Source organism: Chryseobacterium sp. POL2 (genome assembly GCF_011058315.1).
GTDB lineage: Bacteria > Bacteroidota > Bacteroidia > Flavobacteriales > Weeksellaceae > Soonwooa.
Genome location: NZ_CP049298.1, coordinates 1,014,554 through 1,035,326 on the forward strand (window position 1 = coordinate 1,014,554; position 20,773 = coordinate 1,035,326).

Sequence of the window (20,773 nt, forward strand, 5' to 3'; positions counted from 1 at the left end):
TAAAACAAAAAATTAAAATTGAAATTTAAAATTTAATATTATGAAAAAGTTATTTGTAGGATTAGCAGTTGTAGTTGGATCAATGTCGTTCGCACAACAATTCGGGATTAAAGCAGGAGCAAATATTTCTTCAATTTCAAAAGATGGCTTCGAGGATACAAAATCAAAAGTGGGTTTCAACGCTGGTGTGTTCATGAATGCTCCTTTATCTGAACAATTCAGTATTCAACCAGAGGTGATGTATAGCCAAATGGGATCAAAAGTTAACTTTACAGATAATACGTCTGCAACACTAAAGTTAGATTATATCACAGTACCTGTTATGTTCCAGTTTAATGCGACGCCGCAATTCTATCTAGAAGCAGGTCCTGAGTTTGGATTCTTAGTAAGTTCTAAAGCGAAAGGTGAAGTTAATGGAAGTGGTGAAACAACCGTGGAGCTAGACAAGGATAGATTTAACAGCTTTAATATGGGTGCTGGATTGGGTCTAGGATTTAACTTCAATAAAAATATCGGTATCAACGCGCGTTATGTAGCTGGCTTTACTGATATTAATAAAAACGGTAACACCTCATTAGAAAATAATGATAACAAAAACAGAAATAATACGTTCCAAGTTGGACTGAATTATAAATTCTAAGCTGTTATACTAATCAAATTTAACCTAAAAAGACCGAGAAAATTCTCGGTCTTTTATTATTTAAAAATAAGTTGATTATTTTTTCACGAATTTTTGATTGGTAGATTTACCGTTTTTATCAATAATTGTAATGATATAAGTTCCTGATTTTAATTCTGTTAAATTAACTCTATTATCAAGCAACTGGGTTTCTTTGATTTGACGTCCTGACAAATCGGTAATTTTGACCAAAGTTTTAGCATCAGCATTGTTGACATATAATATGTCTTTCACTGGATTTGGATAAATCGTCACATCAGATTTTTTAATATCCGATGTTGCTAAAGTGCCTTGCGAAAATTTGAAATCATCTAGAATAAGGTAAAAATCGCCACTATTAAGCTGTTGTCCAGAAACTCTTAGTTTGAAAGCTGCGTTTTGAGGAACTTCACCCGCAGGAATTGTATAGCTAAAATTAGCACATGTGATAATCTGATTAAGAGCAATAGTACCAATATTAGTATATGTTGTACCGCCGTCAATCGAATATTCTACAAACATTGTCCCGTCTACAACATTATTGCTTTGAGCAGGGAAATTGTAAGTTCTATATTTAAAAGAAACATCTATAGATTGTCCATTGGAAGAAAAAGACGAAAAGGTCGTAGAGCCCGTTTTTCCGCCTGACCAAAAATTTCTGATTAGCCCATAACTCCCTTCACAAACTGGTGTGGTTTTACTTCTAAAAAAAGAAGCATTGGCGAAATCACCATTATCAACTTCAAAACCTTGACTTTTATTAATTTGACCAAAAGATAAAGCAGCAAATCCAACTGCTAAAGAACATAAAACTTTTTTCATAAAACTATATTTAAAATTTAGGATTGCAAGAATAATCAAAAAATTAGAAATAAAAAAATTCGCTACCAAAAGACAACGAATTCAATAATTTTTAAAGCAATTTGTTATTATTTCAGTTTTTTTCGAGGCAAATTCATTAATACAATTGCAAATAGGATTAATACAATCCCACACCATTGGATAAACTCGACACGTTCTTTTAATAAAATATAAGCCATCATTACAGAAACCGGTAATTCCATAGAACTAATGATGCTTCCCAAGCCTAAGCCAGCTTTTGGAAAACCAGAATTAAATAAAATCGGTGGTAAAATGGTTCCGAAAAGCGATAAGATTAAACCATATTTCCAAAAAATACTAAAATCAAATGCTCGAATATTATCTGGATTGTCGGAGAACATTGCATAAATTGATTTTAAACCATCAAAATAAAAAGGTCCTATTTGTCCAAAAAATAAAAACAAACTAACGATAATTGCACCGCCTAATAGCATAAACAATGTCTTACGAAATGGCGATGCATAAGTCGCAATACTATTTGCCGCAAACATGGTTGTAGAGAAGGATGATGCTGCAAGAAGTCCCCACATAAGACCTCTCCAATCCATCTCAATATCTTGGTTCAAAATATTTGTTGCTAATAAAGTTCCTACTAAAACAATAATTACCGAAATTATTTTTCGGACTCCTGGCATTGTTTTTTTTAGGAAAGCTTCGATAACAACGCTGATCCAAACGGACTGCATTAATAATACAATAGCCACCGAAACATTGATATATTGTACTGCTAGGTAATAAAACAAACTGGTACATCCCATTGAGGTTCCTGCCAGGATGAGTTTTTTCTTGTCAATATTCGTAATATTTGGATAAGCTTTCTTCGAGACTTTGGATTGGTAAATGTTTAGCAATAACATTCCTAAAATCCCCAAAACAAATTGTGAGGCAGTTACTTCTGCGGTTGTAAATCCTTCTTTATAAGCCAACTTAACAAATGTGGCTAACATTCCGTAAAAGCTGGCACCTAGTCCGACTAGGATAACACCTTTTAATACATTATTCTGTTGCATAAAATCTTTCTTTAGTTTCTCAGTTTTTGAGAAAGGGAGGCAAAAGTACGGCTATTTTTTGAATCGTGAAAAGCCTAAACAAAAAAACCACTTCTTTTGGAAGTGGTTTCGTATGTTAAGATGTGAAAGTTGGATTATTTACCTTCTTCCATTCTCTTTTTCAATTCTGCTAAAGCATCGATATCTCCAAGAGTTGATTTTTCTTCACCAGAAGTTGCAGCAGGCTTAGCCTCTTTTGCAGCTTTTTTCTCCTCATCTCTGAAGATTCCTGTGTGAGATACAACTACTCTTTTGAATTCTTTGTTGAATTCGATTACTTTGAACTCAGCAGTTTCACCTTTCTTGATTTTAGATCCGTCTTCCTTCTCTAATAATCTTGATGGGCAGAATGCTTCAACCTCAGCATCTTCGAACTGTACAGAAGCACCTTTGTCATGTACTTCTACTGCATTACCAGTGTGAACTGTTCCTTCAGCATATTTAGTTTCGAATTTATCCCAAGGGTTTTCAGTAAGTTGTTTGTGACCTAAAGATAATCTTCTCGCTTGAGTATCCAATTCTAATACTACAACGTCTAATTTATCTCCAACAGCACAGAACTCAGATGGATGCTTGATTTTCTTAGTCCAAGAAAGATCAGAAATATAAATTAATCCATCGATACCTTCTTCTAACTCTACGAATACACCAAAGTTAGTGAAGTTTCTTACAGTACCTACATGCTTAGAACCTACTGGATATTTAGCTTCGATATTTTCCCATGGATCTTTAGAAAGTTGCTTCATACCTAGAGAGATTTTTCTCTCTTCTCTATCTAGAGTAAGTACTTCTGCTTCTACCTCGTCACCAACTTTCACGAAATCTCCTGCAGATCTTAAGTGTGTTGACCAAGACATTTCAGAAACGTGGATAAGTCCTTCTACACCTGGAGCGATTTCTACGAAAGCACCATAGTCAGCAAGAACAACTACTTTTCCTTTTACTTTATCACCAACTTTAAGGTTAGCATCTAGAGCATCCCAAGGATGTGCTTCTAATTGCTTCATACCCAATTGGATTCTTGTTTTCTCATCGTCGAAATCAAGGATAACCACTTTCACTGTTTGTCCATCTTCAAGGATTTCTGATGGGTGGTTAACTCTAGACCAAGAAAGGTCAGTAATGTGGATAAGTCCATCAACACCTCCAAGATCGATGAATACACCGTAAGAAGTAATGTTCTTAACAGTACCTTCAAGAACTTGACCTTTTTCAAGTTGAGCGATAATTTCTTTTTTCTGACCTTCGATGTCAGCTTCGATAAGCGCTTTGTGAGATACAACAACGTTTTTGAACTCAGGGTTGATTTTAACCACTTTGAATTCCATTGTTTTACCAACGTACTGATCGTAATCTTTAATTGGCTTAACATCAATTTGAGAACCTGGTAAGAATGCTTCGATGCCGTGTACGTCAACGATCATACCACCTTTCGTTCTAGACTTAACAAAACCGTTAACGATTTCTCCAGTTTCGTGAAGTTCGTTTACTTTATCCCAAGCTTTAAGCGTTCTTGCTTTTCTGTGAGAAAGTTGTAATTGTCCAGATTTGTCTTCTCTTCTGTCAACCATTACTTCAACCTCATCACCTACTTGTAATCCTTGGTTGTAACGGAATTCGTTAAGAGAAATAACACCTTCTGATTTGAAGTTGATATCAACGATAGCTTCTTTGTCTGTTAATCTTACAACTTTACCAACGATAACGTCGTTTTCTGCAAGATCGTTAAGAGAACCATTGTAGATTTCTTCTAATTCTTTTTTCTCTGATCTGTCATTAGCATCAAGACCTGACTCGAAAGACTCCCAATCAAATTGTTCTGGTGCTACGTTTTGGTTTAATAAAACCTCTGCTGAATTTGTCTCTTTTGACATAATTCTAATTTTAATTTGTATTCCGTTTTTCTAAAAGCTTCGGCTAAATATAGACTTTCCGAAAAAATGGAAGATGTTAGTTTTGAATAATTTAAGCCTGCCGAATTCACACTATAAAAAGTGGTGCAAAATTACAAATAAATATTAAATCTAACTAATTTTTGTACAATTTTATCAAAGCTATTTTCATTCCTAATAAAATAAAAAAAAGTAACAGCAATATTAAATTGTAAGCATCCTTTTCTAGCTTTAAAATTCGAAAATAAATCCTAAATATGGTAAGGTTGATTGATTATCTTGATTGCTAGAGATCAATTCATATTTCTGATCTTGCAACGGTGCATTAGGATTAGAAATCACACCTGTACCATCTGCATTTCTTAGGATATTAACGACTGGTAAATTACTTGGATTATTGGATCCATAAACATTTACAACATCCATATAAGCGGTAATTTGCCATTTATTAAACACCCATTTCTTTTCTACACGAATATCCAATTGATGAACTACTTTTCCTCTAATTGTGTTTAGCAAAGTAGTATTATAGATAGGTCCGTTTGCTATGTCCCATATTGTAACTAGAGAACTTCTGTTAAAATCATATGGTGTTTCGGGAAATCCACTTTGCAGCCTAAACCTAGCACCAACGTTCCAATTTTTTTTAAAATATTTCCCAGCAGTAACGCTCGCAATATGCCTTGTATCCCAAGCAGAAGGAATTAGTCTGTTATCTTCATTTGAAAATTTTGAATAACCAAAAGTATACGAAACAATTCCATAAAAATCATTAGCGGTTCTCTTTTGTGCTAAAAATTCTACACCATAAGTTTCACCTCTGGATCGAGCATCTAATGGTTCTGCACCCACAACACCATAACCTCCCAAAGTATTGGCTAAGCTGTAGGAATTTCTTAAAGAAAAAGGATAATTAGAATATTTTTTGTAATAGCCTTCCAATGTCAATCTTACATCATTTTTCGCATTATATTCAGTGCCGAAGACGATTTGTTGATTTTTAATATATTTTAATGTCTTTTTATTCGTTAAGTCATCATCTATACGAAAGCCTAAAGCGGTAAAAGGTGGCAATTGGTAATAAATCCCTGTATTGAAATTCAATGCCCATCTTTTACTGATCTCATAACGCATCGATAATCGCGGTGAAAACTGCTGTAATGGATTTTCCATTAATTTTGAATAATCGCTAGCATCCCATCTCGCCCCAAAGGAAACATTGAGAGCATTGTCAAAAAACTTATTAGATACTTGGACAAATGCTCCATACTGCATCAAATTTAATTTTGTAGTATAAACATCATCATAGACGCCTGTAGTTGTTACATTTTTGTTGTAGGATTTATTAAAATAATATGAATACCCAACATTAATCCCTGTACTCCATTTATAACTTCCAACACTCCAATTCCTGTCGAGTCTTAGCTTGTGCTCTATTTCTTGAGAATGGTAATCTAAAAGCAAATTTTCTGGGCTTTCAATATTTCTAAAATATTTTTCCGATTTATTATCCAACGTATTTCTACTGAGAGTGAAAAGCCAATTGCCATTATTCACCAAATGCGAATAGCCTAATCCAAATGTATAATTCCATTGTGGAGAAACAGGAATCCTATCAAGTAAGACTAAATTGAATGCCGTCTTTTCGGCATCGAGATTTAACTTAAATTGATCAATAGCACCAATTCCGAGAAAATAAAGCTCGTCACCTGACCTAAATTTTTTTGAAATTTTAAAATTCGAATCATAATAAGACGGTAAAAAAGGCAGTCCAATAGCTTTGAAAAGCAATTGCAGATTAGATTTTCTGATAGAGAATAGACCTGTCCACGATTGATCTTTACTCAACGGTCCATCAGCCATGAATTGCATATCATCAATTCCTAAAACAACTTTATAACCTAATTTATCTTTTCTGGCTTTTTTAAAATTAAATTCGAACAAAGATGACATTACAGCATTTCGTCTAGCAGGAAAGGCACCACTATAGAAATCTACATCTCTAATAAAATCAACGGTGATAATGCCGCGTGGTCCCCCAGAAGCCCCTTGAGTCTCAAAATGGTTAATCGTAGGAACCTCAATTCCGTCAATATAAAACTTGTTCTCTAACGATGAGCCTCCCCGAATCAGCAGATCATTTCTAAAACTAGAAGTATTGGCAACACCAGGTAGTGACAACAAAGCTTTGGAAATATCCCTGTTAGAGCCTGCATTTTTTTGAACTTCTTCACTAGTGATATTCCTTAGCGATACTGGACTTTCTGATGTTGTTTTATATTTTTTAGCATTTACTACAACTTCAGAAATCTCGTTAGCCTTGTCCAAATTATTAATTAGTCCAATAGAATAATTTAATTTTTGATTTGGAACAATATTAACATCGTAGAGATAAGTGCTTTCATAACCTACAGCTGAAATCGCAAAACTAAAATTTCCTACTTGTAGTGAATCAATACTTATTTCTCCATATCCTGATTTTTCTGATTGGGTGTTAATTACGCTAACTTTACCTTCTAATGCTTTCTTAGAAAACTGATCATAGAGCGAAATTGTAATACCTCCTATTTGTGCTTTAATACAAATTGACGATAAAATTACACATATAAAAATGTAAAATTTATTATTCAACATGCTTATATATTTTTATTATATTAACCACGATTATTACTTATCAATATGCAAATATACATCTACTAGGACGAAAAGGCATTTATAAAATACGACTTGTCACTTACAGATAAAATTATTTATCTTTGAAAGCTCGATTGAACCAATGAAAATTAATCTTCCTGACAAACTCTATTATTCTATAGGCGAAGTTGCCAAAGCATTTGACGTCAACACCTCTCTCATCAGATATTGGGAGCAAGAATTCCCTATTATAAAGCCTAAAAAAAATAAAAAAGGAAACCGATACTTCACACCAGAAGATATTAAAAACCTGAAAATGATTTATCATCTCGTTAAAGAAAAAGGCTATACTCTCGATGGTGCGCGCATCGCTTTAACAACAAATACCAAAATCTCGGAAACCATCACTTTAATCGACCGACTCGAGTTTGTAAAAGCGGAGCTTAAAAAACTTAAAAAATCTTTGGACAATATCCCAGAATAAAGAACGTTAAGCAAAGGCTCTTTTTTCATATAAAACTCAAGCATTTATCATAATAATTTCTTATTCAATCTTTTACATAGAAAAATATTATAGAAATTAAAAGTTTTCATTAAAATATTGTGTATTTTTATTACTAAACACAAACGACATGAAAACGCAACTTCCCTATCAAATGAGACGCAAACAAATTTTTGCTTTAATATTAAGTGGTTTGTTTCTTTTAGGCTTTCAGATAACATTTCATTTTTATAAAAAACATTCTTATCTAAATAAGGACAATATTGATAATCTTCAATTTGTTACTACAGAATTTTTAGAAAAACCAATTAAAAATTTTGACCCAAATGCATTGGACGCAAAAGATTGGCAAGATTTGGGATTCTCCGAAAAACAAACTGCCACGATTCTGAAATACAAAGATTTGGTCGGAGGAACTTTCACATCCAAAGATCAACTTAAAAAGTGCTATGCAATTTCTGAAGAAAAATTCAAAAGTCTAGAAGCCTATATTGTATTAGAAAATGCTGATTTTAATGAAAAAACCACGAAACATTCGACCTCAAAAAAACTAAATATTTCTGGAAAATTCAATCCTGACCAATTATCACAACAAGATTGGCAAAAGATGGGATTTTCTGAAAAACAAGCAGCTGCCATTCTCAAATATAAAAACTATCTCGGCGGCAGTTTTGTAAGCAAGGAAAAACTAAAAGATTGTTTCATCATCAATGACGAGCAGTTTTCTCAAATGAAATCCTATCTTATTCTTCCAGAAAAAACGCCCGAAAATTTCAATAAGTTTGCGAATCATTCACCTTCAAAAACAAAAATAAATTATCAGAAATTCGACCCTAACCTCTTAGATGTTAAAGCTTGGCAAAGTTTGGGCTTCTCTGAAAAACAAGCACATGTCATCGTTAATTATCGCGAGAAAAACCTGAAAGGAAGCTTCCGAACATTAGACGACATTAAATCTTGCTTTGTGATTTCCGAAGAAAAATTTGAGGACTTAAAACATTACATTATTCTGAATCCCGATAATTTTAAAAATTCAAATACCGAAAAAACATTTGATAAAATTGTGCAACAAACGGATTTTACAAGTTTAGATTTAAATAAAATTAGTTTTAAACAGCTTATTGAATTTGGCTTTGATGAGCGTGCTGCGGGAAGTTTTGTAGGATTTCGGAAAAAACTGGGTGGATTTGTCAACACACAACAAATGCTAGATACTTATAATATTGATAAAGATTTGATGCAAAAATTGATTAATACTTGTAAATTTTCTACCGATGATGTCCAAAAATATTCCTTAGTGGACGCACCAGAAGATTGGTTAAAAAGTCACCCTTACTTTAAATATTCTGCAGATAAGATCATTTTTTATCGAACAACTTATCCGAATGACGACAAAATTTGGAAATTCCTGAAGCTAAAACCAGAATACGAAACCCGAATGCGTTGGTATATCAAATAATTCTTGATTCTTGATTCTTGATTCTTGATTCTTGATTCTTAAAATAACTTATAAAGTTTTTGAAGATCCTTCAAGAAGTTGATTGAGTTCTGACAGTTCCTCTTTTGTCAAATCGCGCCATTTTCCCAAAGGCAAATCGAGGTTGATATTAAGAACACGAATACGTTTCAGTTTTTTCACATCATAGCCAAGATATTCACACATGCGACGGATTTGTCGATTAAGACCTTGTGTCAAAATAATCCTGAATGTCATGGTATCGATCTGGTCAACCACACATTTTTTTGTTACAGTATCAAGAATCGGAACGCCATTTCTCATTTTATTAAGAAAAGTTGGCGAAATGGGCTTGTCAACACGCACAATATATTCTTTCCCGTGGTTGTTTTTGGAACGAAGAATTTTATTAACAATATCGCCATCGGACGTCAACAAAATAAGACCTTCGCTCGGTTTGTCAAGTCTACCAATTGGGAAAATACGTTTGGGATGATTAATATAATCGATAATATTATTCTTTTCGCGCTGCGTATCGGTTGTACAGACAATTCCGACAGGCTTATTGAACGCGATATAGACATGCTGTTCTTCGGTTTTGCGGATTGAAATACCATCAACAAAAATTTCATCTTCGTCCGAAACTTTTGTTCCCATTTCTGGAACTTTCCCATTAATTGTAATTCGGCCTTCTTCTAGAAGTTTGTCCGCTGCTCTTCTAGAACAATAACCAACCTCTGACAAATATTTATTAATACGTGTTTTTTCCATTTTTTTTGTTTATAAATCTTCAAATTTATAATCGTTATCCAGGTATTTTTCGGAGGCATTTTCAATTAAAAAATCACCAATTTTTGTTCTTCTTAATTGTGTTAAATAAGCGCCAACACCCAATTCCTTGCCAATATCGTGTGCCAAACTACGGATATAGGTTCCTTTGGAACAACCTACGGTAAAACTTACCAAAGGAAAATCAATATGGATATCTATAATATAATGAATCGTAGTTTTTCTGGATTTCATTTCCACTTCTTCTCCTGCTCTTGCGAGATTGTAGGCACGTTCGCCATCAATTTTTATAGCAGAAAAAATGGGTGGTTTTTGCTCTATTTCTCCAACGAATTTTGATAATGCTTCATGAATATTTTCTTCTGTGATGTGTGAAAAATCCTGATGTTGTATTTCTGGTTTTTCGGTGTCGTAGGATTCTGTCTGAACACCGATTTTTATTTCGGTCCAATATTCTTTTGGGGCATCTTGGATTTCGGGAATTTTTTTGGTAAACTTTCCGGTGCAAACAATTAAAAGTCCTGTAGCACGCGGATCCAAAGTGCCTGCATGTCCAATTTTAAATTTTTTGGGAAGTTCTTTAAACTCTCTTTTTAGTTTGTATTTGAGTTTATTAACCGCTTGAAAAGAAGTCCAATCCAAAGGTTTGTCCACTAAAAATATATAACCTGATTGTAATTGTTCGGAAGTCACTTTTGGAAACTTGATAAATATTAATAATTATGTCTTAGCTCTTGATCTTGGCTCTTGGCTCTTGTTTCTTGATTTTTGTTTCTACAACTTCTCAAGTGTTTTGCAATCTGCAGCCCGACTTGAGCGGAGCTCTTTCTAATATGGGGTGGCTGAGCGGAGCCGAAGCCTCTCCAATATTAGAAAAGCGGGAGCGGAAGGCGGAAAAGCTGCCCAAAAAAAAATTATTTACTAAAGAATTGGAAATAAATCAACAATGCGATACCAACAAATATCCTGTACCAACCCCAAGGTCGGAAACCGTATTTATTAAGCAAACCTATGAAAGATTTTATGGCGATAAGCGCTACAACAAAGGCTACAACATTCCCCACTACAAAAGCTATAATGTGATCTTGTGACGACAATATCATCTCGTAGCCCTTCATCGCATGGTCTGTACCTTTACCCCAAGTTTTTACAAATACCGAATAAACGGTCACTGCCAACATCGTAGGAACTGCCAAAAAGAATGAAAATTCTGCCGCTGCTTTTCTTGTTAAACCCTGTGTCATCCCACCGATGATAGATGCTGCGCTGCGGCTTGTACCAGGCATCATCGCCAGACATTGCCAAAAACCAATAATAATTGCTTTTTTGATGGTAATTTCTTTTTCGTCATTTATTTTTGGATTTTTGAACCAACTGTCAGCAAACAATAAAATAATTCCACCCAAAACTAAAACTGATGAAATCGCAATTTGGTTACCCAAAACAGCTTCAATTTTATCATCGAATAAATATCCTAATGCCAAAGCTGGAATTACTGCGAAACCAAGTTTTAAATAAAATTGTAGATTGTTAAGATCAAAAAACTTTTTCCAATAAGCTACCACAACGGAAAGAATTGCCCCAAACTGAATGGAAACCTGGAACATCTTGAGAAATTCTGTTTCCTCCATACCCATAAGATTGGCAGCAAAGCCCATGTGGGCGGTTGAAGAAATTGGAAGATATTCGGTAAGTCCTTCTACAATAGCTATAATTATTGCTTTTAATAATTCCATCCTTTTGTTTTAATTAAATTGAAAAAACTTTGAAAAAGAATAGACTTCTCCAAAGTTTTTGATGTGGTTATAATTGTAATAAAAATTATTTTTTGTCACGTTTCAAAATGGCGTACACCTGAATTACAAATCCTGCAATTACCAAAAGTGGCGCAATTCTTATTCTACGAACTGAGAAAATCCCTTCGTTCCAGTAGTTAGGATCGAATTTGCCTTCTGGTGTTGTATTGGCATCTGCGCCCATCATCAGAACAAATCCTAAAATGATGCAAGCCAAACCGATTAACATCCATTTGAAGTTGGATTTTCCGAAGTAGAAATTATTTTCTTTTGGCGTAGTCGGCGTGGAAGCTGGGCTCCCGTAATTGTCTGCCGAAAGTTTATTTTTTTTTGCCATAATTATGAGTAATACAAATCATCAACATGAGATCTCAAAAATCTCCAAGTTGCAAAGATAGTACTTAGAACCGTTATTAAAATACCGACACCTAATACACCTAAAGCTAATAATAAATACTGATTAGAATCATTCACAAAAGAAGTCCCAATTTGGTCTGTGAAGAAATACCAAAGTCCTCCCAAAGCTGCAAGTCCTATGAATGAACCTAGTAATCCTAAAACTACTGCTTCGATGATGAAAGGTTTCAAAATAAATCGACGCTTCGCACCAACCAACTGCATGGTTTTAATAATAAAACGTTTTGAGTAGATTTTTAGACGAATAGAATTATTAATCAACACCATTGCCAAAACTAAAAACAATATTGAAAATCCAAGAATCCATTTGAGAATTCTATTCAGATTATTGTACACATATTTGGTCAACGTATCGTCGTTTTTCACTTCTTTGATGCCTGGTACTTTTGACAGTTCCAAAACCACCTGATCCATCTTCGCAGGATCAACATATTCAGGCTTCAACGATACTTCAACAGAAGCTGGAAAAATATGAGCATCGAACAAAGCTTCGGAATCGATTCCCATACTTTTTTTGGCTTCAACAGAAGCTTGCTCACGCGAAATAAAAGTTGCTTTTTTCACAAAAGGTAGTGCCTTTATAAGTTCGTAACTTACCGCGTTGTCTTTTGCAATTTTAGCAGAATCTTTAACATCGAGTTGTTCGTCAAAATAAGCCTGAACAACCAATTGTTCTTTAATATAATCCGAATATTTTTGAGCATTTATAAGGATTAACCCAAATAAGCCCACAAGAAAAAGAACTAAAGCAATACTAATAACTACGGTAATGTTACTGGATCGTAATCTACTTTTGTTAATATCCTCTACAGTCTTTGGCATTAATGAAATTTTTCTGCTAAAATAGAAAATTATATTCACTTAAGCCTTGAAAATAGGGCAAAGTATTGTTAATAAAATCATAAAAAGAAAATTATAACTTCAATTTCTAAGATTTTTAATTGGGGCAATCCCGCAAAATCCCAGTTTTAATCCTGGCTATTTTACGGTCGGGCTGTCCGCTATTATCTTTTGGTTTTGTCGTTCGGACGGCTCCGCTACGCTCCGCCGCCTCACGCCAAACCCAAAAGGATAGCCGCTACCATCCCTATTGCGGGATTTGTCAACAGAAGAAAAATTCTGTGATTCAATAAAAATATCAGTTAATTAAAATATCTTTGCAACATGAATGTACGCGCCAAAAAACACCTCGGTCAGCACTTTTTAACCGACCAAAATATTGCACGAAACATTGTAGATGGACTTTCCTACCAAGGCTACGACCAAGTTTTGGAAGTTGGTCCTGGTATGGGTGTTTTGACCAAATTTTTATTAGACAAACCCACAGAAACTTTCGTTGCCGAAATCGATACAGAATCTATCGACTATCTCAAAATACATTATCCAAAACTGGAAGAACAACACTTTGTAGGTGATTTTTTGAAGATTGACATACCAACAGTATTTGGAAAACAATTGGCGGTAATCGGTAATTTCCCTTATAATATTTCGTCGCAAATTTTGTTTAAAATTGTTGATAATTACGAGTATGTTCCTGAGATGGTAGGCATGTTCCAAAAGGAAGTTGCTGAGAGGACTGCCGCAAAACCAAGAACCAAAGATTACGGTATTTTGTCGGTAATGATACAAGCTTATTATGATGTGGATTATATGTTCACGGTTCATGAAAACGTTTTCAACCCACCACCGAAAGTAAAATCTGGCGTTATTCGTATGCTGAGAAATCCAAAAGAAGGATTAGCAGGACATGAGGAATTGTTCAAAAAAATTGTGAAAGCTGGTTTCAACCAAAGAAGAAAAAAATTGAGCAATGCTCTTAAAGTTCTGAACATTCCGGAAGCAATAAAATCACATGCTTTTTTGGACATCCGCGCTGAGGAATTATCGGTTGCTGATTTCATCAGTTTCACCAAAGAATGGAAAGAGGCTTTGTAATTTTTACTACAAGTTTTAAATAAAAAAAAAACTTCTCGAATTGAGAAGTTTTTTTTATCGAATATATGTCCCGTCCTGAAATAGCGATACAAAAAAGAAATCGTTATTATGGAAGAAAGAAGCAATTATGTCAAACGCACTCAGCGCGATTACAGTATGTCTTTTAAGTTGAGTGTTGTAAAAGAAATCGAGTGTGGGGAGTTATCTACTGTGGGTGCTTGCCGTAAGTATGGCATCCAATCTCGAAGCACAGTTGTGAGTTGGCTCAGAAAATTTGGTACCTTTGATTGGGAGAACCAAACACCCTCGAATATGCCAAAGTCACCAGAACAAAAGATCATGGAGCTTGAAGCCCAAGTAAAGCTTTTGCAAAAGCAGAAGGCTTTCCTTGAGAAACAGGCTTATGTGGCTGATAAAAAAGCCATTATTTTCGATATGATGATTAACCTTGCCGAAGAGGAATATCAAATTGATATACGAAAAAACTCACCACCCGAACTATCGAATCTTTCCGAAGGGAACAAAAAGAAACCATAAGTTTCTCCTGTGAATTGTTCGGGGTTGATCGACAGGTTTATTATCGTCATTTGAAACGAAGAGCAAAGCGGCAACAAAATGCACAGCAGGTTGTGGATTGGGTAGCAGAGCTGCGAATGATTCATCCAAAAATGGGTGGAAAGAAACTGTATTTTCTTTTGAAAGAGAAACTTGAAAATTTAAGAATTGGCAGAGACAAATTCTTTGACTTCTTAAGGGCTAACCATTTGTTAATCATTCCCAAAAGAAGTTATCACAAAACTACCAATTCGTATCATCGTTTTAAAAAACATAAAAATTTGATTAAAGATTATCAATACAAAAAGCCTAATAATGTTTGGGTATCAGACATAACTTACTTGGGAAACAGAGAAAACCCAGCCTATTTAAGCTTGATAACCGATGCTTATTCTAAGAAAATCGTAGGCTTTGATGTGTCGGATTCTTTGGCAACGGAATCTTGTTTAAATGCTCTAAAAATGGCATTGAAAAAAGAAAACCCGAAGAGTCTTATTCATCACTCAGACAAAGGTTTACAATATTGTTCCGATGATTATCAAAAGCTATTGAAAAAGCATAAAATCCGTTGTAGTATGACACAAGAATCAGATCCTTATGAGAATGCCATAGCCGAAAGAATCAATGGAATTTTAAAACAGGAATATGATATTGATAAATTTAATGTAGATTTGAATACAAGAAAGATTTTGGTCAAACAAACCGTAGAGATTTATAATGAGTTCAGACCGCATTTGTCAAACTATTATTTAACACCGATGCAAATGCACCAACAACAAGATTTAATACCAAAATCGTACAAAAAGAAAAACAGTACAAATACGAATATATGTACTGTTTAAAATAAAATTTTATTGGTCTAATCCTGTATCATTTTTTCAGGACGTTACAAACATTTAAAAATTATTTAGTAATAATTAATTTTTTCGAAGTTGATTTGCCATCATGGTCAACTTTTAAGAAATATACGCCAGAGCTTAAGCTTGACAAATCAATTTTCTCAGTTTGCTTACCTGCAGCTTTCAAATCTTTTTTAGCAGTTACTAGACGCCCTTCCGCTGTGAAAATGCTGTATGAAACATTTTTTGCATTAATATCTAAAGTGAAGATACCATTCTTAGACGGATTTGGATGAACAGCGACTACATCTTTAGCAGTATTAACATCTGTTGTCGCTAAATCTGAATTAATTTTAAACTTCGTTTTATTAACGTTTAAGAATACGTTATCAATTGCTTTAATCATAATTCTTGCATTATCAGTAAGTCCCCAACCTCCTGGCACTGTGAAGGTATATGTACCATTGTTTGGTGTACTATCTACTACAATATGCGGGAACGTTAATCCTCCGTCTGTAGATAATAATATCGTAACATTTGCTGTATTAACAGGCGCTACGTTGGTATTAGCAACATCCCATGTTATGGTTTGTGAAGAGCCTAAATTCCACACCACATCATTTGCAATCTGAGATGTTACAACGAACGGACCTGATGTTGCATCTACAGTTAATTTGATATCATCTCTTGCTGATTGTCCTCCAACTGGATTGTTATCTCTTACCAAGAGCGAAAAAGTAAGCGTTCTTGCTACCGTTGATAATTTTTCCCATGCTCTATAATTAGAAGCTGTATTTATGCCGCCATTATAACCTTCAATAATTGTTGATAGTCTTGGGAAATATCTGTCGGGAGAAGTACTTGCAAATAATGATCTAAACATAGGGCCAACCGTGTTAGCTGGACGAGGAGGCATTGTTGCCGATCCATAATCAATCTGTTCCCAATTGTATGTTATCGCATCACCATCTGGGTCAGAAGCTTCACCCGTCAATACAAATGGTGTTTCTTTTGGAATAGTTCTGTCTGGTCCTGCATTAGCAACTGGTTCGTTATTACCTGTTGGTGTATTAGCGCCACAATTCCCTGACGTTGTTATGTGATTATACATTTCTCTAATACTTATTGCATGGAAATAGGCATCACTATTATTTTGTACATTTGGAGAGCAGATACCAGCATATCCCATAATTGTGCTAGCACTTCCAGGCTCAATTGATGTTGAGTTATTTCTGTTACAATTATTATTTTGGGTATGATTTGCTCCAAACTGATGTCCCATCTCGTGCGCAACATAATCAATAACAAATGGATCTCCAACAGGGGATGCAGAACCAGTTACCCCACCAGCTTTATAGGTATTGCTACATACAGATGGACGGTATGCCACACCGTTATCATTCCCTTGTTGTGCTTGGAAATAAACGTGTCCGATGTCATAATTAGCAGAGCCAATTGTATTATCCACTACAGTTTGATTAGCACCAAGCATTGAACTTGCATTTAATGGATTGTAAGAATCCGAATGAATAAAAATTAACAAGTCATTATTAGGGACCAATTCTAATTTAACAGAAATATCGTTGCCATAAACTTCATTAAGTCTATTAACCGTTAAGTTAAGCGCAGCCATAACCGCAGTTTTCTTCTGTTGATCTGTACCATTACCAACCCCTGCAGCATTAGCCGTAAAGGCCGTATATTCAATCGTTGTAGCGAGTGCTAGTCTATACTTTCTCATTAGACCATCTACAACCGTTTTTTGATCACCAGCTGATTCTAAACTTTGCTGAATTTGTTTTTCATTAACCTCATCGAACAGACATTCAAAATTACGCTTAGAGGATGCACCTTTTCTGTTATACATCATATAGACTTTATTATCTTTTGAATAAGAATCTATATAAGATATGTTCGCATTATTTCTAATAATCGCATTAAATCCAAAATATGGATCGTAAGTGAATGAAATTTTAGTTAACGGATCTCCAACTTTAACGCCTGTGAAAGAGCGCACGTCAGCATATTTGGCCTGTAAGTCAGGATGCATCGTTGAAGATTCTATAACTTCAAAGGTATCTGTTGTACCATGTTCGTTTGGAAATTTCATTAAAGTTTTTCCACTATTCTTTGAAATAGCCGATAATTGGGATACGAATTGCGACTCATTAAGTCCTAACAATTTGTAATCTTGTACACTAATGACTCTTTCTCTCGTGTTATTAATATTTCTATTCGAAATATTTGACCATGAATTTTGCTGAGCAAAAATCCCTCCAGATAAAAGGCTAATCCCTACTCCTAGGAATAATTTTGATTTCATAAATATTTATTTTTTGCGATTAATTTATTTTTTCTAGTTTAATTTGTTTGGGTTGGCTTTGGATTTTAAGAATCAAAACGGGATGCGTTTTCTTATCTTCTTGATATTCCGAATTTTCGATTTCTTTATATTTAACAAAGATACTTTTGGCATCAGCTTTTAGGCTAACAACTTCTAAGTCAGCATAAGGCATTTTAGAACTCAGCCTCGGTTTCAAAACCAACAAGCTTTCATCAGTATTTAAAGCTGGTATTGGCGCGGATCTTTTAAAACTGGGATCATTAAGTTTCACATATAAGGCCATAACCTCCTCGATAGAATTTATGATAAAAACATCTTTGGAACTGAAATCTTTATTAAGTCGTCGCTCTTCTTCGAATTGGATATCTCTCATTTCTTTACTATCTTGGATATTTATATTGGATGATATTGCATTACAAGACAATACAAAAACGAATAGAAATATAGGTGCTAATATTTTCATCTTTTCGCCCAAAGATAGAAATAACATTCTAAAAAGAAAATTATATGGTGAAAACTATTAGAATTTAACAATTATAATCCATTAATTACAACAACTTATTAAAATCCTTTTCTAACTTATTTCATTAAAAACCAAAACTATAAAACATCATTTTATAAAAAATTAATCTTGATTCATTATTGCAAAAACCGCAAAACTCGCAAGCCAATGGTCGCCACCATAATTACTTTTAGCCATCATGGGCAATGCTTTTTCTAAGAAATGTTCTGAAGTTTCAGCAAATGCGTTCTTCAGCGGATGCCTTTCTGGCAAAGCTTTAGAAATGGATTTCATACACCAAGCTTTACTAAAGGAAAGCCCCACCAAATGCACAGTTTGGTAATCTTCCAAATCGCTGACAATCGGTATTTTAGAAATATTATCGATGCTTTTTTTATCATAAAAATTGTTGATCCAAACTTCAAAATCTTTTTGAGAGAGTACACGGCGCATAAGATCTGCAATTTCTAAACTCGGTGAGAAAAAATCCGAACCATCGGGCTCCAAATACGCTGGTGTTTTTTCATCTTTTAAATAAAAGTCTTTGGCTTTTTGTACAAGTTGATTTTCAAAATCTTTATCACCCACTTTCCTTGCCCAATCTATGGCAAAACCCATTGCAAAAGCAGAATTAGAATGTACACCTGTTCTGTTAGGATAGGTCTGCTTGGGAAGGTAAGTTTTCCACAATCTAAGAATCTCATCGGTCAACAGCTTCATATTTTGATGCCAAACTTTGGCTTTTGGATGCTGCCAAGTTGCGAGTTCTTCATCCAATTTTAATAACCAAGCCCAGCCGTAGGTGCGTTCAAAATTTTTTGCTAAATCATATTTGGTGAAATAAAGCGCTTCCTTTTTTAAAGCTTCGGCAGTAAAACTTTGATCCAAAATTCTTTCAATCTTTGAGGTTTGAAAAATATTAGGTTTCTCTTTTAAAATTTTTACCAACATCCAATGTCCATGCACCGAACTGTGCCAATCGAAACAGCCATAAAAGGAAGGATGCAAATCGCTTGGGCGCAGGCTAACCTCATGTACAGAATTAATGATATGTGCCGTTTTGTTAGGATATTCTTGCTGAATGCATTTGAGGGGCATCGTTGCTAATTGGTTTGCCAATTGATCTGACAATTCTGTTTTCTGAGCGGCCAGAGTGGAAGGTATTAATAAAAGGAGTCCTAGATATTTCATGTCAAGATTTATAAAAGTTCTAAAATACAAAAATCCCCTTCGTTACCGAAAGGGATTTTAAATATCTCAAAAAAGTTGGATTATTTTTTAGCGATACTTCTTGAAATTACAATTTTCTGAATTTCTGAAGTGCCTTCGTAGATCTGAGTGATTTTTGCATCACGCATGAATCGTTCTACGTGGTATTCTTTAACATAACCGTATCCACCGTGTACTTGTACAGCTTCAACCGTTGTATCCATCGCTACTTGTGACGCGTATAACTTCGCCATGGCACCACTTTCAGAAATATCCAGACCAGCATCTTTCTCTGCAGCCGCTTTAAAACAAAGCATTCTCGCCGCTGTAATATTAACATGCATATCTGCTAATTTGAAAGCAATAGCTTGGTGGTTGATAATTTCTGTTCCGAAAGCTTTTCTTTCTTTTGCATATTTTAACGCCAATTCGTAAGCACCAGAAGCGATACCTAAAGCTTGAGAAGCGATACCGATTCTACCACCATTCAACACAGCCATCGCAAAGTTGAACCCGAAACCGTCTTCACCAATTCTGTTTTCTTTTGGCACTTTCACATCTGTGAAAAGTAATGAGTGTGTATCACTACCTCTAATGCCTAATTTATCTTCTTTTGGTCCAATTTCGAAACCTTCCCAACCTCTTTCTACGATAAAGGCGTTGATACCTTTATGCTTCTTCTCTGGATCTGTCTGTGCAATAACGATATAATAAGATGCGTTACCACCGTTAGTAATCCAGTTTTTAGTACCGTTTAATAAATAATAATCACCTTTATCTTCTGCAGTTGTACGTTGAGATGTTGCGTCAGATCCAGCTTCTGGCTCAGACAATGCGAAAGCACCGATAACTTCTCCACTTGCAAGAGGTTTTAGATACTTCATTTTTTGCTCTTCACTAGCAAATTTTTCCAAACCTGCACAAACCAAAGAGTTGTTAACAGACATTACTACTGCTGCAGAAGCATCTACTTTTGCTATTTCTTCCATAGCTACAACATAAGAAACACTGTCAAGACCAGCTCCGCCGTATTTTGGATCAACCATCATACCTAGAAAGCCTAGCTCTCCCATTTTCTTAACTTGTTCTGTTGGGAATTTTTGATGCGTATCTCTTTCAATAACGCCAGGAAGCAATTCAGTCTGAGCGAAATCTCTTGCTGCTTGCTGAATCATCAGTTGTTCTTCTGATAAATTAAAATCCATATCAATTAAAAGTATTGTTTGCTTGTAAAATTACGATTTTTTAGGAAATTTAAAACGATATGTTATGAATAAAAAACAGCTTTGTTATTTTAAGAAAAAAAACTATATT

19 protein-coding genes are annotated in these 20,773 nt (G+C 34.6%); 6 read left to right on the plus strand and 13 right to left on the minus strand.

Features of this window, described 5'->3' with window-relative positions; all coding sequences use genetic code 11:
* Positions 1-40: 40 nt before the first annotated feature.
* On the plus strand, positions 41-640 hold the full coding sequence (locus tag G6R40_RS04765) for a porin family protein (RefSeq protein WP_165132253.1): 600 nt from the start codon (positions 41-43) through the stop codon (positions 638-640).
* Between the two features lie 75 nt (positions 641-715).
* On the opposite strand, the gene G6R40_RS04770 is transcribed toward G6R40_RS04765, so the two are convergent.
* The 4 genes from G6R40_RS04770 to G6R40_RS04785 all read right to left on the minus strand — a co-directional run bounded on the left by G6R40_RS04770 (position 716) and on the right by G6R40_RS04785 (position 7,115).
* Positions 716-1,480, minus strand: a complete 765-nt coding sequence (locus G6R40_RS04770; protein ID WP_165132256.1) for a T9SS type A sorting domain-containing protein — start codon at positions 1,478-1,480, stop codon at positions 716-718.
* A gap of 107 nt (positions 1,481-1,587) precedes the next feature.
* A complete protein-coding gene (locus G6R40_RS04775) occupies positions 1,588-2,550 on the minus strand; it encodes an EamA family transporter (RefSeq protein WP_165132259.1) in 963 nt (320 codons plus the stop codon).
* A gap of 134 nt (positions 2,551-2,684) precedes the next feature.
* A complete protein-coding gene (gene rpsA / locus G6R40_RS04780; RefSeq protein ID WP_165132262.1) occupies positions 2,685-4,463 on the minus strand; it encodes a 30S ribosomal protein S1 in 1,779 nt (592 codons plus the stop codon).
* Between the two features lie 249 nt (positions 4,464-4,712).
* Positions 4,713-7,115, minus strand: coding sequence for a TonB-dependent receptor plug domain-containing protein (locus G6R40_RS04785; protein ID WP_165132265.1), 2,403 nt, complete (start codon positions 7,113-7,115; stop codon positions 4,713-4,715).
* A gap of 142 nt (positions 7,116-7,257) precedes the next feature.
* Between G6R40_RS04785 and G6R40_RS04790 the strand changes: the two genes are divergently transcribed.
* Both G6R40_RS04790 and G6R40_RS04795 read left to right on the plus strand, forming a co-directional pair.
* Positions 7,258-7,599, plus strand: coding sequence for a MerR family transcriptional regulator (locus tag G6R40_RS04790; RefSeq protein ID WP_165132268.1), 342 nt, complete (start codon positions 7,258-7,260; stop codon positions 7,597-7,599).
* A gap of 148 nt (positions 7,600-7,747) precedes the next feature.
* Complete coding sequence (locus G6R40_RS04795) at positions 7,748-9,076, plus strand: helix-hairpin-helix domain-containing protein (protein ID WP_165132271.1); 1,329 nt, start codon at positions 7,748-7,750, stop codon at positions 9,074-9,076.
* 48 nt (positions 9,077-9,124) lie between these two features.
* Here the strand turns inward: G6R40_RS04795 and rluF are convergent, their stop codons facing one another.
* From rluF to G6R40_RS04820, 5 genes are all read right to left on the minus strand, one after another.
* Positions 9,125-9,844 (minus strand): 23S rRNA pseudouridine(2604) synthase RluF, encoded by a 720-nt coding sequence (gene rluF, locus G6R40_RS04800; RefSeq protein WP_165132274.1) that lies wholly within the window; start codon positions 9,842-9,844, stop codon positions 9,125-9,127.
* Positions 9,845-9,853: 9 nt separating this feature from the next.
* Positions 9,854-10,555 (minus strand): tRNA pseudouridine(55) synthase TruB, encoded by a 702-nt coding sequence (truB, locus tag G6R40_RS04805; protein WP_165132277.1) that lies wholly within the window; start codon positions 10,553-10,555, stop codon positions 9,854-9,856.
* Positions 10,556-10,776: 221 nt separating this feature from the next.
* Entirely contained in the window at positions 10,777-11,598 is an 822-nt protein-coding gene (locus G6R40_RS04810) for an undecaprenyl-diphosphate phosphatase (RefSeq protein ID WP_165132280.1), read from the minus strand.
* Between the two features lie 85 nt (positions 11,599-11,683).
* On the minus strand, positions 11,684-11,995 hold the full coding sequence (locus G6R40_RS04815) for a DUF3098 domain-containing protein (RefSeq protein WP_165132283.1): 312 nt from the start codon (positions 11,993-11,995) through the stop codon (positions 11,684-11,686).
* Between the two features lie 2 nt (positions 11,996-11,997).
* Positions 11,998-12,897, minus strand: coding sequence for a cell division protein FtsX (locus G6R40_RS04820; protein WP_165132286.1), 900 nt, complete (start codon positions 12,895-12,897; stop codon positions 11,998-12,000).
* Between the two features lie 342 nt (positions 12,898-13,239).
* Here G6R40_RS04820 and rsmA point away from each other — a divergent pair, with 342 nt between their 5' ends.
* The 3 genes from rsmA to G6R40_RS04830 all read left to right on the plus strand — a co-directional run bounded on the left by rsmA (position 13,240) and on the right by G6R40_RS04830 (position 15,407).
* Complete coding sequence (gene rsmA / locus G6R40_RS04825) at positions 13,240-14,010, plus strand: 16S rRNA (adenine(1518)-N(6)/adenine(1519)-N(6))-dimethyltransferase RsmA (RefSeq protein ID WP_165132289.1); 771 nt, start codon at positions 13,240-13,242, stop codon at positions 14,008-14,010.
* Positions 14,011-14,118: 108 nt separating this feature from the next.
* Positions 14,119-14,547 carry a hypothetical protein gene (locus tag G6R40_RS15110; protein WP_228455919.1) on the plus strand — a complete coding sequence of 143 codons (429 nt, stop codon included), beginning with the start codon at positions 14,119-14,121 and terminating at the stop codon, positions 14,545-14,547.
* 14 nt (positions 14,548-14,561) lie between these two features.
* A complete protein-coding gene (locus tag G6R40_RS04830) occupies positions 14,562-15,407 on the plus strand; it encodes an IS3 family transposase (RefSeq protein ID WP_262887664.1) in 846 nt (281 codons plus the stop codon).
* Positions 15,408-15,468: 61 nt separating this feature from the next.
* Here the strand turns inward: G6R40_RS04830 and G6R40_RS04835 are convergent, their stop codons facing one another.
* From G6R40_RS04835 to G6R40_RS04850, 4 genes are all read right to left on the minus strand, one after another.
* Positions 15,469-17,727, minus strand: coding sequence for a zinc-dependent metalloprotease (locus G6R40_RS04835; RefSeq protein ID WP_165132292.1), 2,259 nt, complete (start codon positions 17,725-17,727; stop codon positions 15,469-15,471).
* 19 nt (positions 17,728-17,746) lie between these two features.
* Positions 17,747-18,211: a hypothetical protein gene (locus tag G6R40_RS04840; RefSeq protein ID WP_165132295.1), complete on the minus strand. Its 465-nt coding sequence runs from the start codon at positions 18,209-18,211 to the stop codon at positions 17,747-17,749.
* A gap of 162 nt (positions 18,212-18,373) precedes the next feature.
* On the minus strand, positions 18,374-19,441 hold the full coding sequence (locus tag G6R40_RS04845) for a DUF2891 domain-containing protein (protein WP_165132298.1): 1,068 nt from the start codon (positions 19,439-19,441) through the stop codon (positions 18,374-18,376).
* Between the two features lie 80 nt (positions 19,442-19,521).
* Complete coding sequence (locus tag G6R40_RS04850; protein ID WP_165132301.1) at positions 19,522-20,664, minus strand: acyl-CoA dehydrogenase; 1,143 nt, start codon at positions 20,662-20,664, stop codon at positions 19,522-19,524.
* Positions 20,665-20,773: the final 109 nt, after the last annotated feature.

Excerpts from the sequence above, each read along its gene's own strand:
- G6R40_RS04765 (WP_165132253.1), top strand. The coding sequence starts at position 41 with ATGAAAAAGTTATTTGTAGGATTAGCAGTTGTAGTTGGATCAATGTCG.
- G6R40_RS04770 (WP_165132256.1), bottom strand. The coding sequence starts at position 1,480 with ATGAAAAAAGTTTTATGTTCTTTAGCAGTTGGATTTGCTGCTTTATCT.
- G6R40_RS04775 (WP_165132259.1), bottom strand. The coding sequence starts at position 2,550 with ATGCAACAGAATAATGTATTAAAAGGTGTTATCCTAGTCGGACTAGGT.
- rpsA (WP_165132262.1), bottom strand. The coding sequence starts at position 4,463 with ATGTCAAAAGAGACAAATTCAGCAGAGGTTTTATTAAACCAAAACGTA.
- G6R40_RS04785 (WP_165132265.1), bottom strand. The coding sequence starts at position 7,115 with ATGTTGAATAATAAATTTTACATTTTTATATGTGTAATTTTATCGTCA.
- G6R40_RS04790 (WP_165132268.1), top strand. The coding sequence starts at position 7,258 with ATGAAAATTAATCTTCCTGACAAACTCTATTATTCTATAGGCGAAGTT.
- G6R40_RS04795 (WP_165132271.1), top strand. The coding sequence starts at position 7,748 with ATGAAAACGCAACTTCCCTATCAAATGAGACGCAAACAAATTTTTGCT.
- rluF (WP_165132274.1), bottom strand. The coding sequence starts at position 9,844 with ATGGAAAAAACACGTATTAATAAATATTTGTCAGAGGTTGGTTATTGT.
- G6R40_RS04810 (WP_165132280.1), bottom strand. The coding sequence starts at position 11,598 with ATGGAATTATTAAAAGCAATAATTATAGCTATTGTAGAAGGACTTACC.
- G6R40_RS04815 (WP_165132283.1), bottom strand. The coding sequence starts at position 11,995 with ATGGCAAAAAAAAATAAACTTTCGGCAGACAATTACGGGAGCCCAGCT.
- G6R40_RS04820 (WP_165132286.1), bottom strand. The coding sequence starts at position 12,897 with ATGCCAAAGACTGTAGAGGATATTAACAAAAGTAGATTACGATCCAGT.
- rsmA (WP_165132289.1), top strand. The coding sequence starts at position 13,240 with ATGAATGTACGCGCCAAAAAACACCTCGGTCAGCACTTTTTAACCGAC.
- G6R40_RS15110 (WP_228455919.1), top strand. The coding sequence starts at position 14,119 with ATGGAAGAAAGAAGCAATTATGTCAAACGCACTCAGCGCGATTACAGT.
- G6R40_RS04835 (WP_165132292.1), bottom strand. The coding sequence starts at position 17,727 with ATGAAATCAAAATTATTCCTAGGAGTAGGGATTAGCCTTTTATCTGGA.
- G6R40_RS04840 (WP_165132295.1), bottom strand. The coding sequence starts at position 18,211 with ATGAAAATATTAGCACCTATATTTCTATTCGTTTTTGTATTGTCTTGT.
- G6R40_RS04845 (WP_165132298.1), bottom strand. The coding sequence starts at position 19,441 with ATGAAATATCTAGGACTCCTTTTATTAATACCTTCCACTCTGGCCGCT.
- G6R40_RS04850 (WP_165132301.1), bottom strand. The coding sequence starts at position 20,664 with ATGGATTTTAATTTATCAGAAGAACAACTGATGATTCAGCAAGCAGCA.